This is a genomic window from Rhizobium sp. BK529, from assembly GCF_014194105.1.
Lineage (GTDB): Bacteria > Pseudomonadota > Alphaproteobacteria > Rhizobiales > Rhizobiaceae > Rhizobium.
In genome coordinates this window covers 625135-641715 of sequence record NZ_JACIAU010000001.1, presented here as the reverse complement: position 1 = coordinate 641715, position 16581 = coordinate 625135, and the positions used below count along the sequence as shown (strand labels likewise).

General features: G+C 61.3%; 14 protein-coding genes. 8 read left to right on the top strand and 6 right to left on the bottom strand.

Annotated features, from left to right (window positions below):
- Positions 1 to 33: 33 nt before the first annotated feature.
- The 5 genes from FHX08_RS03120 to FHX08_RS03100 form a co-directional block, all read right to left on the bottom strand.
- Positions 34 to 1032 carry a flagellin gene (locus FHX08_RS03120; protein ID WP_132653839.1) on the bottom strand — a complete coding sequence of 333 codons (999 nt, stop codon included), beginning with the start codon at positions 1030 to 1032 and terminating at the stop codon, positions 34 to 36.
- A gap of 281 nt (positions 1033 to 1313) precedes the next feature.
- Positions 1314 to 4469, bottom strand: a complete 3156-nt coding sequence (locus tag FHX08_RS03115; protein WP_132653838.1) for an efflux RND transporter permease subunit — start codon at positions 4467 to 4469, stop codon at positions 1314 to 1316.
- Positions 4466 to 5698, bottom strand: a complete 1233-nt coding sequence (locus FHX08_RS03110; RefSeq protein WP_132653837.1) for an efflux RND transporter periplasmic adaptor subunit — start codon at positions 5696 to 5698, stop codon at positions 4466 to 4468. The genes FHX08_RS03115 and FHX08_RS03110 overlap by 4 nt, the downstream gene beginning before the upstream one ends.
- Positions 5699 to 5942: 244 nt before the next feature.
- Positions 5943 to 6731 (bottom strand): AraC family transcriptional regulator, encoded by a 789-nt coding sequence (locus FHX08_RS03105; protein WP_132653836.1) that lies wholly within the window; start codon positions 6729 to 6731, stop codon positions 5943 to 5945.
- 192 nt (positions 6732 to 6923) lie between these two features.
- Entirely contained in the window at positions 6924 to 7406 is a 483-nt protein-coding gene (locus FHX08_RS03100) for a VOC family protein (RefSeq protein ID WP_132653835.1), read from the bottom strand.
- A gap of 308 nt (positions 7407 to 7714) precedes the next feature.
- Between FHX08_RS03100 and FHX08_RS03095 the strand changes: the two genes are divergently transcribed.
- From FHX08_RS03095 to FHX08_RS03070, 6 genes are all read left to right on the top strand, one after another.
- On the top strand, positions 7715 to 8404 hold the full coding sequence (locus tag FHX08_RS03095) for a hydrolase (RefSeq protein WP_132653834.1): 690 nt from the start codon (positions 7715 to 7717) through the stop codon (positions 8402 to 8404).
- Between the two features lie 67 nt (positions 8405 to 8471).
- Positions 8472 to 8741 (top strand): XapX domain-containing protein, encoded by a 270-nt coding sequence (locus FHX08_RS03090; protein ID WP_132653833.1) that lies wholly within the window; start codon positions 8472 to 8474, stop codon positions 8739 to 8741.
- A gap of 27 nt (positions 8742 to 8768) precedes the next feature.
- A complete protein-coding gene (locus FHX08_RS03085; RefSeq protein ID WP_132653832.1) occupies positions 8769 to 10655 on the top strand; it encodes an amidohydrolase in 1887 nt (628 codons plus the stop codon).
- A 10-nt stretch (positions 10656 to 10665) separates the two neighbouring features.
- On the top strand, positions 10666 to 11094 hold the full coding sequence (locus tag FHX08_RS03080; RefSeq protein ID WP_184326850.1) for a DoxX family protein: 429 nt from the start codon (positions 10666 to 10668) through the stop codon (positions 11092 to 11094).
- Between the two features lie 130 nt (positions 11095 to 11224).
- Positions 11225 to 12046, top strand: a complete 822-nt coding sequence (locus FHX08_RS03075) for an alpha/beta fold hydrolase (RefSeq protein WP_132653830.1) — start codon at positions 11225 to 11227, stop codon at positions 12044 to 12046.
- A gap of 155 nt (positions 12047 to 12201) precedes the next feature.
- Complete coding sequence (locus tag FHX08_RS03070) at positions 12202 to 12879, top strand: YoaK family protein (protein WP_132654318.1); 678 nt, start codon at positions 12202 to 12204, stop codon at positions 12877 to 12879.
- 9 nt (positions 12880 to 12888) lie between these two features.
- Here FHX08_RS03070 and FHX08_RS03065 read toward each other — a convergent pair whose 3' ends face one another.
- Positions 12889 to 13158: a hypothetical protein gene (locus FHX08_RS03065; protein ID WP_132653829.1), complete on the bottom strand. Its 270-nt coding sequence runs from the start codon at positions 13156 to 13158 to the stop codon at positions 12889 to 12891.
- Positions 13159 to 13329: 171 nt separating this feature from the next.
- Here FHX08_RS03065 and FHX08_RS03060 point away from each other — a divergent pair, with 171 nt between their 5' ends.
- Positions 13330 to 15825, top strand: a complete 2496-nt coding sequence (locus FHX08_RS03060) for an ATP-dependent helicase (RefSeq protein ID WP_132653828.1) — start codon at positions 13330 to 13332, stop codon at positions 15823 to 15825.
- 161 nt (positions 15826 to 15986) lie between these two features.
- A complete protein-coding gene (locus tag FHX08_RS03055; RefSeq protein WP_132653827.1) occupies positions 15987 to 16484 on the top strand; it encodes a hypothetical protein in 498 nt (165 codons plus the stop codon).
- Positions 16485 to 16581: the final 97 nt, after the last annotated feature.

Genomic DNA, 16581 nt, shown 5'->3' with positions numbered 1-16581 from the left:
GACCCACCGCGCGGTTACAGGATTGAACCGGGATTAGAAGTTCTGGAAGAGCTGGCGAACCTTGTCGTAAGAGGCGTTGGCGATATTCAGCGCCTGGAGGCCGAGCTGCTGCTGGGTCTGCAATGCTTTGAGCTTGCTTGATTCGGCTTCCATATCGGCATCCACGAGGCGGCCGATACCCGAGGTGATATTGTCGGACAGGTTCTTGGCGAAGTCGTCCTGTATGCTGATGCGCTTTTCGAGCGCGCCGAAGGCCGAGCCGACGGTCGTCAGTTGTCCGAGCGCCGCATCGACGACGCTGATCATGTCGTTCAAATCCTGTTTGCTGGTCGTCGCGGTGAGGCCGATTTCCGTCTGGCCGGCGGTATTGCCGTTCTTGCTCTTCGTCAGCACCCAAGTCTGCGTCGTGCCGAGTTCGGTGGCGAAATAGGCGGACGTCAGCACACCATATTCGCCGGTACCGCCTGCCCGGTCGTCGATCACATAGCGCGCATCCTTAGAAGAGGTCGCGCCGCTCGGCGGGATGTCGATATGGTAGCTCAGCATGCCGACGGATACCGTGCCGTCCGAATTGCGGATGAAGGAGGCCGGGATCTGGCGCGGCTGCGTCGGCGTGGTGGTATTGTCGAGGATGATCCAGTTGTCGTTGTTGAAGCCCGCGCCTTCGGAAACGCTGCGTAGCTGCGCTTTCAACTGTTCCAGCTCTTCGCCGACCTTGGTCTTGTCGACGCCCTGCTCCGTCGCGGCGACAAGCTTTGCCTTGATCTCGGTGACGACGTCAATGACGCTATCGACGCCGGCGGACGCCGTTCCCATCGTGGCCGCCGCCATGCCGAGAGCATCCTGAACGGCAGACAGGGCCTTGTTGTCGGAACGCGCTGTCGTTGCGACCGACCAATAAGCAGCATTGTCCTGGGCCTTTTCGACGCGCAGACCCGTCGTAACGTGGTTCTGCGTCACCGTCATATTCCGATTAATGTCACGCAACACATAAAGCGCCGCATCCACGGAGGTGCGCTGATAAATACTCACGGTACGAACTCCAAAACACAACAGGACGCAACTAAACAGGATGTACCGAAATCACGCGGACATTCATGTCCGCCGTCGCCGGAAAATCGGCGCAATGGCCTTCGGAAAACTGGAGAAGACCGACCGGTTACTGAGCGCAATCATTGCCTGTTACGCTTAACAAACGGCTAAAGTTCAGAAGTAATTTATCTTATTCCACAAGACTTCATTCACCATAAAAAACCCGCCGGAGATATCCGGTCGGGCTTTTCGAGAATATTGAAAAGGCTTACTCGCCCCTCTTACTCAGCAGCCTGAAGCTGTTCCTCCGACACCGGTTTCGGGCGCGTCGCATGCGTCATTTCCTCGTGCAGGCGGGCTTCCTCATGGGCATGCGGCTTGGCGAAGCGGGCAATCAGCAGATAGGCGACGGGCGTGATGAACAGCGTCACAAGCGTTGCAAAGCCGAGGCCGCCAACGATGACCCAGCCGAGTGCCACACGCGCTTCCGCACCGGCACCATGGGCAAAGACCAGCGGAACACCGCCAAGGATGGTGGCGATCATCGTCATCATGACCGGGCGCAGGCGAAGCGCGCAGGCCTTCTCGATCGAAGAGCGCACATCCTCGCCATGATCGCGCAGCTGGTTGGCGAATTCCACGATCAGGATACCGTTCTTCGCCATGACGCCGACAAGCAGCACGAGGCCGATCTGGCTGTAGATGTTGAGGCTGGACCCGGTGATGACAAGCGCGAAGACGGCGCAGGCAAGACCGAGCGGCACCGTCGACATGATGATCAGCGACGACAGCACGCTTTCAAACTGAGCGGCGAGCACCAGGAAGATGATGACGATCGCAAAGCCGAAGGTGAGCGCCATGCCGCTCGAATTCTCCTCCAGCGTCGCGGCTTCGGCGAGCGGCAGCAGGCGGGCGCCGGGCGGCAGCAGCGGCGCTGCCACCTGCGTGACGTTCTTCACCGCATCGCCGAGCGACATGCCGTTCTTGAGGCCGGCAGTGATCGCGACGGAAGCGAGCTGCTGCTCGCGGTTCAGCTGCGGCGCAACCGAGCCTTCCTTCAACGAGGCGATAACCGACATCGGCACGATCTTGCCGTCGCCGGTTTTCAGGAAGACGTTTTCGAGATCGGTCGGATCGTCGATCGGCCGCATCGTCGAGGTCAACAGCACCGGATAGGATTCGCCGTTGACGAAGACGTCGACCACAGAGCGTCCCTCGAGCAGCGACTGAATGGCGGTGGAAAGCCCGGTAATGTCGATTCCGAGATCGGAGGCCCGTTCGCGGTCGATAGCGACGGAAACCTGCGCCTGCGACGGCTCGTTGCTGAGGCGCGGCGTATCATACTGGCCGCTCGCATCGAGTTGTTGCACGAGCCTAGCAGCCGCCGCCGTCAGTGCCTCGTGATCGTTGCCGATCAGCGCCATCTGCAAGCCGCTGCCGGCCCCGCGGATGCGCAGGCTGTTCGAGGAGATCGCGTTGCCGCGCAGTGCTGGCACCTTGAAAGCCGCCTGGTTGATATCACGCACGATATCGGCTTGCGTGCGGTGACGTTCGCCCCAGGGCGCCAGCGTCAGCACCATGAAGCCGCTATTGGACGAGCCGCCCTGGCCGGAGATCGAGAAGACGTTACGGATCTCGCCGCTATCGACGAGCGGCTGCAGATATTCTTCCACCAGCTGCATCTTGTCGCGCGTATATTCGAGGCTGGAGCCCTGCGGCGTCGTCAGCCGCATCATTACCATGGCGCGGTCTTCCTCTGGCGTCAGCTCGCTCTTGACCGTACCGAAAGCGATTACCGCAGCGCCGCCGAAGATGAGCGAGAAGACGATGACGACGACGGGGGCGTTCAGACAGGCATGCAGCGCCCATTTATAGGCGCCGGCGAAAGCCCCGCCAAAGCGGCCGAGCAAACCGTGATCCTCGATCATCGGCTTGGTCAGCATCCGCGAGGCAAGCATTGGACACAGCGTCAGCGCGACGATCGACGACAGGCCGACCGAGAAGGCAAGCACGAAGCCGAATTCGCGGAAGAGGCCCCCCACCTGCCCCGGCAGGAAGGAGAGCGGGATGAAAACGGCAGCAAGGGTGGCCGTCGTCGCGATAACAGCGAAGAACACCTCGCGCGTACCGAGCACGGCCGCCGCACGCGGCCCCATGCCCTCGGAACGCCTGCGCACGATGTTTTCGAGAACGACAATGGCGTCGTCGACCACGAGGCCGGTTGCAAGCACGATGGCAAGCAGCGTCAGGATGTTGATCGAGAACCCGACCATGTAGATGGCGGCAAGTGTACCGATCAGCGCCACCGGCATGGAGACCGATGGAATCAGCGTGGCGCGCCAGTCGCGCAGGAAGAGATAGATGACAACCGTGACGATGACGGCAGAGAGCAGCAGCGCCAGTACCACTTCGTGGATCGCGCCCTGAATGAACACGGCGTCGTCACTGGTAATCGCGATCGTCGTGCCCTTCGGCAGCGTCTTGGAAAGCTGGTCGACGGCAGCGTGAATGCCGGCGGAAATATTCAGCGTATTCGACTGCGCCTGGCGGATGATGCCGAGACCGATGCCCGGCTTGCCGTTGGAACGCAGCGCCGTTTCGCCGTCTCGTGGCCCGAGCGTTACGGTCGCAACGTCGCCAAGACGCACATTGTCCTGCAGGATGACGTTCTGAAAATCTTCCGGAGTCTGCAGGCTCGCAGTGGCGCGCACCACGATATCCTGCATCATGCTCTTCAGCGATCCGGCCGGCACGTCGAGCGCCGCATTGGAGAGTGCCTTGGTCAGATCCCCGACGGTCAGACCGCGGCTGGCGAGCGCGCCCTGATCGACATCGACACGGAAGACCTTTTCCTGATCGCCATATTCCTCGACATCGGCAACGCCGTCGACGGAGGCGAGACGGTCCACCACCTCGTTTTCGACGAGCTGCGTCAGGTCGTCCATGTTGAGCGTATCGGACGTCACCGCAAGGCGCATGATCGCCGAGGAATCAGAATCCGCCTTGACGATCTGCGGCGCATCCGCCTCGTCAGGCAGGTTCTGAGTGATGCGGCCGATCGCGTCGCGCACGTCGTTGGCGGCAACCGCCAGATCGATGGAATCGGAGAATTCCAGCGTCACGCGGCTCTGACCGAACGAAGAGCTGGACGAAATGGACTTGAGACCGCTGACACGAGCAACAGCGCCTTCGATGACCTTGGTCAGCTCCTGGTCGATCGTCTGCGGCGAAGCGCCGTCGAAGGTGGTACGAACCGTCACGACAGGCCGGTCGACGTCAGGCAGCTCACGCACTTCGACGCCGACATAGGCTGCGAGACCTGCCACCACCATCAGCGTGTTGAAGACGAGCGCCAGGATCGGGCGCCGCACGAAAAGCGCGGTGAAGGTCGCCTTGTTGGATTCTGGCTTGCCGGGGTGGATCTCGGTCACGCTCATTGGGCGCTGACCTTGTCGTTGGAGGCGACGTCGGTCGCCACCCGCACCGCGCCGTTCTCGCGCACGCGCTGCAGACCCTGCGTGACGATCTGATCGCCATCCTTCAAGTCAGCCTTGACCAGCACGTAGTCCGGATTGCGCTGCACGACGGTGACACGAACCTTGTGCGACTTGTCATCGGTCACCCGCCAGACGAAGGAGCCTTGCGAATCCCACTGCACCGACAGCGGATTGACGGCCGGGTACTTGTCACCAGCGAATTTCATGCTGACGGCAAAGGACATGCCAGCGCGCAGTTCATCCGAACTATTGTCGATACGTCCGCGCAGGCGCAACGTGCGGCTCGCGGAGTCGATGCGGTTATCGACCGCCTCCAGCACGCCGGAGAAGATCTTGCCCGGCCGGGCCACCGAAGTGGCCTCGACCGCCTGACCGACGGAAACTGTATTGGCGAAGCGCTCCGGCACCCAGAAGTCGACGAGGATTTCCGTGCGGTCATCAAGCGTCACGATCGGCGTCGAAGTCGTGACATTGTCGCCGATATTGACTGGCACGATGCCGACGATGCCGTCGATCGGCGCCACGATATTGCGGCGCTGGAGATTGAGGTCGGCAGCCTGCAACTGCAGCCTTGCATTCTGCTCGGCGATCTCGGAATCAAATACGTCCATGCGCGACACACTGGACTTGATGTTGTGATAGAGGTTGGACTTCTCAAGCGCACTGTTCAGCGCCACCTGCGCCTGACCCTGGGCGATCACCTGCTCTTCGCTGTCGAGCTTGGCGAGAACCTGGCCCTGCTTGACCGTATTGCCCGACTTGATGAGGATTTCGCGGATCGTGCCGGTTGCCTGCGGCGTAACCGCGACGGAGCGGATCGCATCGCCCGTGCCGATCGCGTTCAGCCGATCGTTGACGGTGCCCTGCACCACGGCCTGTGTGACGACGAGAACAGCCGAATTGCGGCCGCCGCCTGCGCCGTTGCCTCCGCCACTGCGACGGTTCTGCCCCTGCCCACCCTGGTTTTGTCCACCCTGGTTTTGTCCGCCCTGGCCTTGCGCGCCGGCATCGGCCGTTTCTTCAGCCGTGGGCGCGATCATGGAAACGATATTGTCGGGAATTCCGGCATTACGCATCGTTTCGCCAGCACCAGGCACAAAATAAACCCACGCGGCAAAGCCGGCGACAATCGCGACGATGCAAAGTACAAACTGCTTCCAAAAGGGCATTCACGTCTCCGGGAGGGACTTGAGGTTGTCCAGGGTCGGTCGAGAGAGGCGTGCGAGACAAAGAGTCTCGCCTGGTGCGACAATATCGCATCTTTACCCGGCCGGCAGCAAGCGTAACCACCCGTCATTACAGATTTGTAATATCAGCAAACTTTGAAAATAACCCGTCTGCTCACTTTTACTTGAGCAATGCTGGGGGCCAGTTCCAGCAACCGTGCTCCGATCGAGCGAATACGGAAATGCTCTAGATGCGGCGCTCCCGGCGCCACGTTCCCGGCGAAACACCATTCAGCGCCGTAAAAATGCGTGTCAAATGGCTCTGGTCGGCAAAACCGCAGGCAACCGCGATCTCGGCGATTGACGCCGTGCCAAGCAGCATCTGCCGCGCCTTCTCCGCCCGGTATTCCATGAGCCAGCGATGCGGCGTGCGGCCCGTCGATTTTTTGAAGGCGCGGATGAAATAGCTGGTCGACAAGCCGCATTGCGCAGCGACATCCGATATCGTCGCCTCCCGCGCCGTCAGCGAGGCAAGGAAGGCGGTCGCCGTGTTGAGCTGGCGTGCCGAAAGCCCGCCGCTGCGCTCGGTGGGCAGGTTGACCTTGCCGTAGCGCGTTACCAGATGCGCCTGCAGCGCCAGCAGGACGTGATCGACGAAAAGCGCGCTGGCATGCGCTGGCTGGCTGAGCGCCGGCAGAAGTGCCATGGCTAGCCCCTGCACGACCGGATCGAGCTGGCCCTGCCCGCAATCGAGCCCGCTAAAGCCGGAACGCCCCGCCTCGTAGCTGAAATCGGAAAGCCCTTGCCGAGATATATTGAAGCGCATGTTATCGAAAGAGGAGCGATGATGGCAGCGCCATTCCTCTGCGAGATCGGTGATCGCCAGCGCACCTGCCGGATGGCCGCCGTCATGGATGAGCTTGCCGCGGCGCCACAGACGATGGTTGTCGAACGGCTTCAGCTGCGCGATGACGCTAAAGGCATCGGCCTGGGGAATCGGCCCGCTCTCGTCATGATCGGCGCTGTTGCTGCGCATGCGCACAATCGACACCGCACCGGCTTGAAGCAATGAAACCTGTGGCCGAGACGCCAATTCAATCACCCCCGTTTTCGAATTGCCTCCCGCTGTCCCAATGACATCATTTCCCCTCAAAATCCACTGGGAGAATTAAACCGGCAGCCCCTCTCCGGGGCCGCCGTCCGCTCTGTTCATTCTGCTTTACGGGATTCAGGCCGCTTCCTGGAAGGCCTTTTCCAACGTTGCGACATCGAGCTTGACCATCTGCAGCATTGCCTCGGTCATCTTCTTGGCATTGCCTTTGCGCGCGCCGCTCATCATCTCGGCTAGCGCCTTGGGCACGATCTGCCAGGAAAGACCCCAGCGATCCCTAAGCCAGCCGCATTGTTCTGCCGTACCTCCGTTGCCGATGAACCCATTCCAGATACGATCGACCTCCGCCTGATCTTCGCAGATGATCTGCACGGAATAGGCATGGTTGAACGGCTCGAACGGCCCTGCCTGCATGGCGATGAAATTCTGGCCACCGAGCGTGAACTCCACAATTTCGACACTGCCTGGAGGGCCGCTCGGCGTTTCCGCCGGCACGGTGGTGATGTCGCCGATTGCTGAATTGGGAACCAGCGAAACATAGAATTCCACCGCCTCGCGGGCACCTTCGGCAAACCAGAGATGCGATATGACCTTGACCATGAAACATCCTCCTTTTGGTCGTCGTTCATGCCTCTAGGACGCGCGAACGCTGACCACCCCGACAGCGCCGCGCAAAAATTTCTGGGTGGCTCTTTGGCTGCTCCGATACCTGCCTGCCACCTCTGCACCTGGAAGCAATTTTTGACAAAAGAGGGTGAGAACCGACAATCTGATTTGGCTTTTGCCAAGTAGGTTCCCGTCAAATCGCGGCCTCGCACGTCGGGGAAAGCGATTCACCGCAAGCTTCCGAAGCGGCGCTTGACGGTCCAATCCTTGCCTTCAAGGCCTCATGACTAGGGAGAACGAGAATGTCGAAATATCTTGAAGTCCTCACACCGCAGAACAGCCAGCTGATCTTCATCGACCAGCAGCCGCAGATGGCCTTCGGCGTGCAGTCCATCGACCGCCAGACCTTGAAGAACAACGTGGTCGGTCTCGCCAAAGCTGCCAAGACGTTCAAGGTGCCGACAACGATCACCACGGTCGAGACCGAGGCCTTCTCCGGCCATACCTATCCGGAACTGCTGGCCGTCTTCCCGGAAAACACCATTCTCGAGCGCTCCTCGATGAATTCCTGGGACGATCAGAACGTCCGCGATGCCCTGGCGAAGAATGCCGCCAGCGGCCGCAAAAAGGTCGTCGTGTCAGGCCTCTGGACGGAAGTCTGCAACACGACATTCGCACTCTCCTGCATGCACGACACCGACTATGAGATCTACATGGTCGCCGATGCCTCGGGCGGCACATCGGTCGATGCTCATAAATATGCGATGGATCGCATGGTGCAGGCCGGTTGCGTTCCCGTCACTTGGCAGCAGGTGCTGCTGGAATGGCAGCGCGACTGGGCACGCCGCGAAACCTATGACGCCGTGACGACAATCGTGAAGGAACATTCCGGCGCCTACGGCATGGGCGTGGATTACGCCTATACCCATGTCCACAAGGCACCCGAACGCGTCAAACATGGCGAGCGCATCGGCCCGAACCCCGCCAAGTAAGCCTGATCGGCGAGAGCGGCGCAGCCGCTTCCGCTCTCCTGCATGCCGCAATGAATCGAGGCCCCAAATGAAAATCTATCTCCTCTCCCTCGGAGCCGGCCTTCTCGTCGGCATTGTTTACAGCCTGCTCAACGTCCGCTCGCCGGCCCCGCCGGTCGTGGCGCTCGTCGGCCTTCTCGGCATCCTGGTCGGCGAACAGGTCATCCCGTTCGCGAAGACCTTGATCAACAGGGAGCCGGCAGCCGTCTCATGGCTGAACCAGATAAAGCCGCATATGTTCGGCCATCTGCCGAAGGGCAACGCCCCCTCCGAAGTCAAGCCTTCCGACAAGGTCTGATACCGCTCGCGCTCGAGGACGAAGACAATGGAAAATACGACCGCCGACCTCATCTTGCATCACGGCCTGATCACCACGCTCGACCGTTCCAAGCCGGCTGCCAGCGCCGTCGCAATCAAGGACGGAAAGTTCCTCGCCGTCGGCCACGACGCCGAGATCATGGCGCTCAAGGGCCCGGATACGAAGGTCATTGATCTCAAGGGCAGGCGCGTCCTTCCCGGCCTGATCGACAATCACACCCACGTCGTGCGCGGTGGCTTGAACTTCAACATGGAACTGCGCTGGGATGGTGTGCGCTCGCTTGCCGACGCCATGGACATGCTGAAGCGCCAGGTGGCCATTACACCGCCGCCGCAATGGGTCCGCGTCGTCGGCGGCTTCACGGAACATCAGTTCGCCGAAAAGCGCTTGCCGACCATTGAGGAGATCAATGCGGTCGCCCCCGACACCCCGGTCTTCATCCTGCATCTCTACGACCGCGCGCTGCTGAATGGCGCCGCGCTGCGTGCCGTCGGCTACACGAAGGACACGCCGAACCCGCCCGGCGGCGAGATCACCCGCGATGCGAACGGCAACCCGACCGGCCTACTGCTTGCCAAACCGAATGCCGGCATTCTCTATTCGACACTTGCCAAAGGTCCGAAACTGCCCTTCGACTATCAGGTCAATTCCACCCGCCACTTCATGCGCGAACTGAATCGCCTCGGGGTAACAGGCGTCATCGACGCCGGCGGCGGCTTCCAGAACTATCCTGATGATTATGCCGTCATCCAGAAACTCGCCGATGATGGCCAGATGACCGTGCGCCTCGCCTACAATCTTTTCACTCAGAAGCCGAAACAGGAGAAGGAAGACTTCCTGAACTGGACGTCTTCGGTGAAGTACAAGCAGGGCACGGATTACTTTCGCCACAACGGCGCCGGCGAAATGCTGGTCTTTTCCGCTGCCGACTTCGAGGATTTCCGCCAGCCGCGCCCCGACATGCCGCCGGAAATGGAAGGCGAGCTGGAAGAGGTCGTGCGCGTGCTTGCGGAAAACCGCTGGCCCTGGCGCCTGCACGCCACCTATGACGAGACGATCAGCCGCGCTCTGGATGTCTTCGAAAAGGTCAACCAGGATATCCCGCTCGAAGGCCTCAACTGGTTCTTCGACCATGCCGAGACGATTTCCGAACGGTCGATCGACCGTATCGCCGCGCTCGGCGGCGGCATCGCCGTACAGCACCGCATGGCCTATCAGGGCGAATATTTTGTCGAGCGTTATGGCGTGGGTGCGGCCGAAGCGACCCCGCCCGTCGCCCGTATGCTGGAAAAGGGCGTAAAGGTTTCCGCCGGCACCGATGCCACCCGTGTGGCCTCCTATAATCCGTGGGTCTCGCTCTCCTGGATGATCACCGGCCGTACTGTCGGCGGCATGGCGATCTATCCGCGCCGTAACTGCCTCGACCGGGAGACGGCGCTACGCATGTGGACCGAGAATGTTACCTGGTTCTCCAACGAGGAAGGCAAGAAGGGCCGCATCGAGAAGGGCCAGTTCGCCGATCTCATCGTGCCCGACAAGGATTTCTTCGCCTGCGCCGAAGAAGAAATCTCGTTCCTCACCTCGGAGCTCACAATGGTCGGCGGCAAGATCGTCTATGGATCAGGCACCTTCGCGAGTTTCGACGAAAACCCAGTCCCGCCCGCCATGCCCGACTGGTCGCCGGTGCGCAGTTTCAAGGGTTATGCCGCCTGGGGCGAACCTGAAGGAGCGGGCAAGAACTCGCTGCACCGCCGCCTGATCTCTTCCTGCGGATGCGCCAACGATTGCAATGTCCACGGCCATGCGCACGCCAATGCCTGGAGTTCGAAGGCGCCCGTCTCCGATCTCAAGAGCTTCTGGGGTGCGCTCGGCTGCGCCTGCTGGGCCGTCTGAGGATAGATGCATGCATGCCCTTGAAATCCGACTTGCGTCCCTCGCCCGCCCTCTCTTTGGCGCGGCCTTTGTGCGCTTCATCGCCTATCTCGGCCTCTGCGCCGCCTATCTGCAGGGCGGCCTCAACAAGGCAACGGATTTTGCCGGCGCGATCGGCGAAATGCCCCATTTCGGCCTCTCGCCCGCGCCAGTCTTTGCGATGATCGTCATCGCCCTGGAGCTTGCCGCCTCGCTCATGATTCTCGCCGGGTTTTTCCGCTGGCTCGGTGCGCTCGCGCTCGGCGGCTTCACGCTGCTTGCAACCTTCCTCGCGCTGCGGTTCTGGGAGTTGCCCACGGGAATGGAGCGCTTCATGGCCGCCAATTCCTTCTTCGAACATCTGGGCCTCGTCGGCGGCTTCCTGCTCGTCGCCTGGCTCGATCTCAGGGAAAAAGCATAGGGCAACCTGCACCTAAGCATCACTTACGCTGACACCGGCAAAAATGTTTCCTGCCCCTGCCAGCACCACGGTGCAACCCATCCGCCTCCAGGGCGCAGACCCTGCCAACCCCCAGCATAGGACAATTTCAATGCCGACCATCACTACCAAAGACGGAACAACAATTTACTATCAGGATTGGGGCAGCGGTCAGCCGATCCTCTTCTCCCACGGCTGGCCTCTGTCGGGCGATGCTTGGGAAGTGCAGATGCTCTATTTCGCTCAGCAGGGCTACCGCGTCATCGCCCATGACCGCCGCGGCCATGGCCGGTCCTCGCAGCCGTGGAACGGCAACAATATGGATCAATATGCCGATGACCTCGCGGGGTTGATCGAGAAGCTCGATCTCAAGAACCTCATCATGGTCGGTCATTCCACGGGCGGCGGCGAAGTCGCTCATTATATCGGCCGCCATGGCACCAGCCGCGTCGCCAAAGTCGTGCTCGTCGGCGCCGTGCCGCCGCTGATGCTGAAGACGCCCGCCAATCCCGAGGGCACGCCGATCGAAGTCTTCGACGGCATCCGCAAAGGCACAGCCGGCGACCGCTCGCAATTCTACCGCGATCTGACCATGCCCTTCTACGGCTTCAACCGCGATGGCGCCAAGGTCAACGAAGGTCTGCGTGAAACCTTCTGGCTGATGGGCATGGCCGGCGGCATCAAGGGCCATTACGACTGCATCCATGAATTTTCCGAGATCGATTACAGCGAAGATCTCAAGAAGATCGACGTTCCGGCCCTGCTCATCCATGGCGATGACGACCAGATCGTGCCGATCAAGGCGGCCGCCGAAAAGGGCATCAAACTCCTGAAGAACGGCACGCTGAAGGTCTATCCGGGCGCCCCGCACGGCCTCGCCCAGACAGAGGCCGATAAGTTCAACGCCGACGTTCTTGCTTTTATCAAGGCGTAAACACCGCCGGTCTTGGCGTCTCCTTCGACTTACCAGGTCCGCGCCGCCTTGGACGACGCGGACCTGCCGTGATGGAATTGCACGGCCGCCATATTGCCGAAATCCACGCCGTCGCGGCAGAGTGAGCCAAGCGGCCAACAAAAGGAGAAAAGATGATGCGCCCAGCCCTGCCCGTGCTTCTGAGCCTTACCGGTGGTTATGTCGATACGGCAGGCTTCCTGGCGCTTGGCGGCCTCTTCCCCGCCCATGTCACCGGCAACTTCGTGACCCTCGGTGCAGCACTGACCCACGGCACATCAGGTATCATCGCCAAGCTTCTGGCGCTGCCGGTCTTCTGCCTGACGATCCTTGCACTGCGTTACCTCACCCACAATGTGCCGCCGGGCGACGAGAAAGGCCTGCGCATCCTGCTCGTGATCAAGCTTGTCTTCCTGATTGCCGGCGGTGCCTGCGCCATCTGGCTTTCGCCCTTTACCAACCCGGATGGTCTGCCTCTGGTCGCGACCGGCATGCTGCTCGTCATCGCCATGGCGATCCAGAACGCCGCTCACCGCATCCATCTCGGCGCGGCACCTCCGAGCACGCTCATGACCGGTACCACGACGCAGATCATGATCGACCTTGCCGATCTTGCCCATGGCAGCGCCGGCGACCAGGCAAAGCCAATAAGGACCCGCCTGTCGCGCATGGCGGTTGCTGTATTCGCCTTTGCGCTCGGCTGCGGCCTTGCCGCCCTGCTCTATGCCACCGTCGGCACCTGGTGCTTCGCGCTACCGCCGCTCTTTGCGCTCGTGTCAGTCTGTCTCGCTTTCGCCGGCCCGCAGGCCGCTTGAAAGCAGCGCCTAGCCGCTGACGTCATTGCCGGCGGCCTTGGCCTCCGCCTCGGCAATACGCTGCCGCAGCGTCATCTTCCGGGCTTGGATCTCAAGCGAAATGAGTTCCGAAATCGATCCATTGCGTCGCAGCAATGCGACTATGCTCAAGACAGGAGCCGCAATGGCAGCCGCAAGGATTCCGAGCCCTGCTCCACCGTCCGGCAAGCCGTTGCCTGCGACCAACGTCATAACGACGACCATGAGAATCAGGTTGGCAAGAATGGCGATGATATGCATAGAGCTCCCCCCGAGGCTGGCGCGAGACCATAATTGAGGTCCGGTATGACCACAACTCCAAGGCGGAGTTCAGATTAGGCTAGGCAAACCGCCTGAGGATAGCTGAGCCGCCGGGAATGAAAGCAGAACAACTTTCTGGTCTTTCCTTCCCGAATCACTACATTACGCGCCATGAGCAATAGTTTCGACGATATGCCCTTCTTCGACGAAGAACCGGGCGAAGCGCCGCGTAAGCCGCAGCAGCCTGTGGCACCTGCCCCAAGGGCGCCCGCTGCCGGCGGCGGTATTGCCGCCCGCGCCATGGCGGCCCGTGATGGTGCCCGCCCCGATTATCTCGCCGGCCTCAATCCGGAACAGCGCGAAGCGGTCGAGACTCTGGAAGGCCCGGTCCTCGTGCTCGCCGGTGCCGGCACCGGCAAGACGCGCGTACTCACCACCCGTATCGCCCATATCCTCTCAACCGGCCGCGCCTTCCCGTCGCAGATCCTTGCGGTGACCTTCACCAACAAGGCCGCCCGCGAGATGAAGGAGCGCATCGCGCTTCTCGTCGGCGGCGCCGTCGAAGGCATGCCCTGGCTCGGTACGTTCCACTCCATCGGTGTCAAGCTCTTGCGCCGCCATGCCGAACTCGTCGGCCTGCGCTCCGATTTCACCATTCTCGATACCGACGACGTGATCCGCCTCATCAAGCAACTGATCCAGGCCGAAGGCCTCGACGACAAGCGCTGGTCGGCCAAGCAGTTCGCCGGCATGATCGATACCTGGAAGAACAAGGGCCTCGGCCCCGCCGATATTCCGGAAGGCGATGCACGCGCCTTCGCCAATGGCCGCGGTCGCGATCTCTATTTCGCCTATCAGAGCCGCCTTTCGACGCTGAACGCCTGCGATTTCGGCGATCTCCTCATGCATCCGATCGCGATCTTCCGCAAGCAGCCGGATCTGCTCAAGGAATATCACCAAAAGTTCCGCTATATCCTCGTCGATGAGTATCAGGACACCAACACCACCCAATATATGTGGCTGCGGCTTCTCGCCCAGCGCCCCAAGGGCGAGCCGCAGAATGTCTGCTGCGTCGGCGACGACGACCAGTCGATCTATGGCTGGCGCGGCGCGGAAGTGGACAATATCCTGCGCTTCGAGAAGGATTTTCCGGGCGCCAAGGTGATCAAGCTGGAGCGCAACTATCGCTCGACGGCCCATATCCTCGGTGCCGCCGCCCATCTCATCACCTATAATGAAGGCCGTCTCGGCAAGACGCTCTTCACCGATCGATCCGACCCTGACGACGTCAAGGTGCAGGTCCATGCATCATGGGATTCCGAGGAGGAAGCCCGCGCCATCGGCGAGGAAATCGAGCGCTTGCAGCGCGGCGATGCCGACGGCAAGAAGCATTTGCTGAACGACATGGCGATCCTGGTGCGCGCCTCCTTCCAGATGCGCGAATTCGAAGATCGATTCGTCACGCTCGGCCTGAACTACCGCGTCATCGGCGGCCCGCGCTTCTATGAGCGCCTCGAAATCCGCGATGCCATGGCCTATTTCCGCCTCGTCGCCCAGCCCGCCGACGACCTCGCCTTCGAACGCATCATCAACACACCGAAGCGCGGCCTCGGCGATACGACGGTGCGCGCGCTCCACGATTATGCGCGCGCCCGCGACATCCCGATGCTGGCGGCCGCCGCGGATATGATCGAGACGGACGAGCTGAAGCCGAAGGCCCGCAAGGCCCTTTTCGACGTGGTTCAATCTTTCCGCCGATGGCAGGAACTGCTTGAAAACACACCGCATATCGAGCTTGCGGAGCAGATCCTGGAAGAGTCCGGCTACACCGACATGTGGAAGAACGACAAGACGGCGGAAGCGCCAGGCCGGCTTGAAAACCTCAAGGAACTGATCCGTTCCATGGAAAGCTTCGAATCCATGCGCGGCTTCCTGGAGCATGTCTCGCTGGTCATGGATGCCGAGCAGAACGAGGATCTCGACGCCGTCTCCATCATGACACTGCACTCGGCCAAGGGTCTGGAATTCGACACCGTCTTCCTGCCCGGTTGGGAAGAAGGCCTCTTCCCGCATCAGCGCTCCCTCGATGAATCCGGCCGCGCCGGCCTCGAGGAAGAACGTCGCCTCGCCTATGTCGGCATCACCCGCGCCAAGCACCATTGCCACATCTGGTTCGTCTCCAATCGCCGCATCCACGGCCTTTGGCAGTCTACCATTCCCTCGCGCTTTCTCGATGAACTGCCGGAAACCCATGTGGAAGTCGCCGAGATGGAGCAGAATTATGGTGGCTACGGCCGCGGCGGCGGTTACGGCCAATCGCGCTTCGACAAGGCCGACCCCTTCTCCAACTCCTATTCCACCCCCGGCTGGAAACGCGCCCAGCAGAACAAGACCGACGCCACCCGCGACAATTGGGGCACCCGCTCCGGCCACGCCGTGGAACGCATCGGCTACGGCGAAAGCGGCCCGCGCGGCCGCACCATCGAGGGCGAGCTGGTGGCCAAATCCACCGCGACCGAACCCTCCCGATTCTCCATCGGCGACCGCGTCTTCCACATCAAATTCGGCAACGGCTCCATATCAGGCATCGAAGGCAATAAGCTGACGATCGATTTCGACCGCGCCGGCCAGAAACGCGTGCTCGACGGGTTTGTGGAGCGGGTCTGACCGCTCCACTGTCTTGGCCCGTCGTCAGGAATCGCAGGCCCAGCCACATGCACTTCCCCAGATGACAAAACGCCGCTTTGACCCGACTCACAAATCGGCCTAGCCCGGTCAATGCCCGCCCATGAAAGGTGGGCTTCACAAGACCTTCAAAGGAGGTTCAAGTGACCAGTGTTTCGACCCTGGGCAGCACGCTGACCCAGTATCAAGCCCCCCTCAATCCACTCGATAAGAACGGTGACGGCGTCGTCTCGGCGGACGAGCTCGCTGCCGCCTCACAGTCCTCGACGGCGAGTAACTCGTCCACCGGCGACGACGATTCCTCGGGCGCCGATGTCGTCCGGAAGATCGCAGCCGATATTCTGGCGCTCATGCTCTCGCTCCAGAAAACCGATGACAGCGACAGCCAATCCGGCACCGATGCCAATGGCGACAATGCCAAGGGCGCGCTTTCTGCCCTGGATTCAAATGGCGACGGCAAGTTGACCACGTCGGAAATCCTGTCCGCCGACCCGCAGAAAATTGCCGCCGCCGGCGGCGGCGACGATGACGGCGGCCTGATGGCCAAAGTGATGACCGACATGCAGACTGCGCTTCGTGCATACCAGACCACCTATGGCACTTCGCCTGCCGCCACCGGCGACAGCGACCAGACGGCCTGATCTCATGAGGCTCCGCCGGGGGAGCCTCGATGACAGACCGCTTAATCGCTCACAAAGCCCCTCCCTTCGCCGCTGCTTGTGCTGGCGCCGTGCCGGA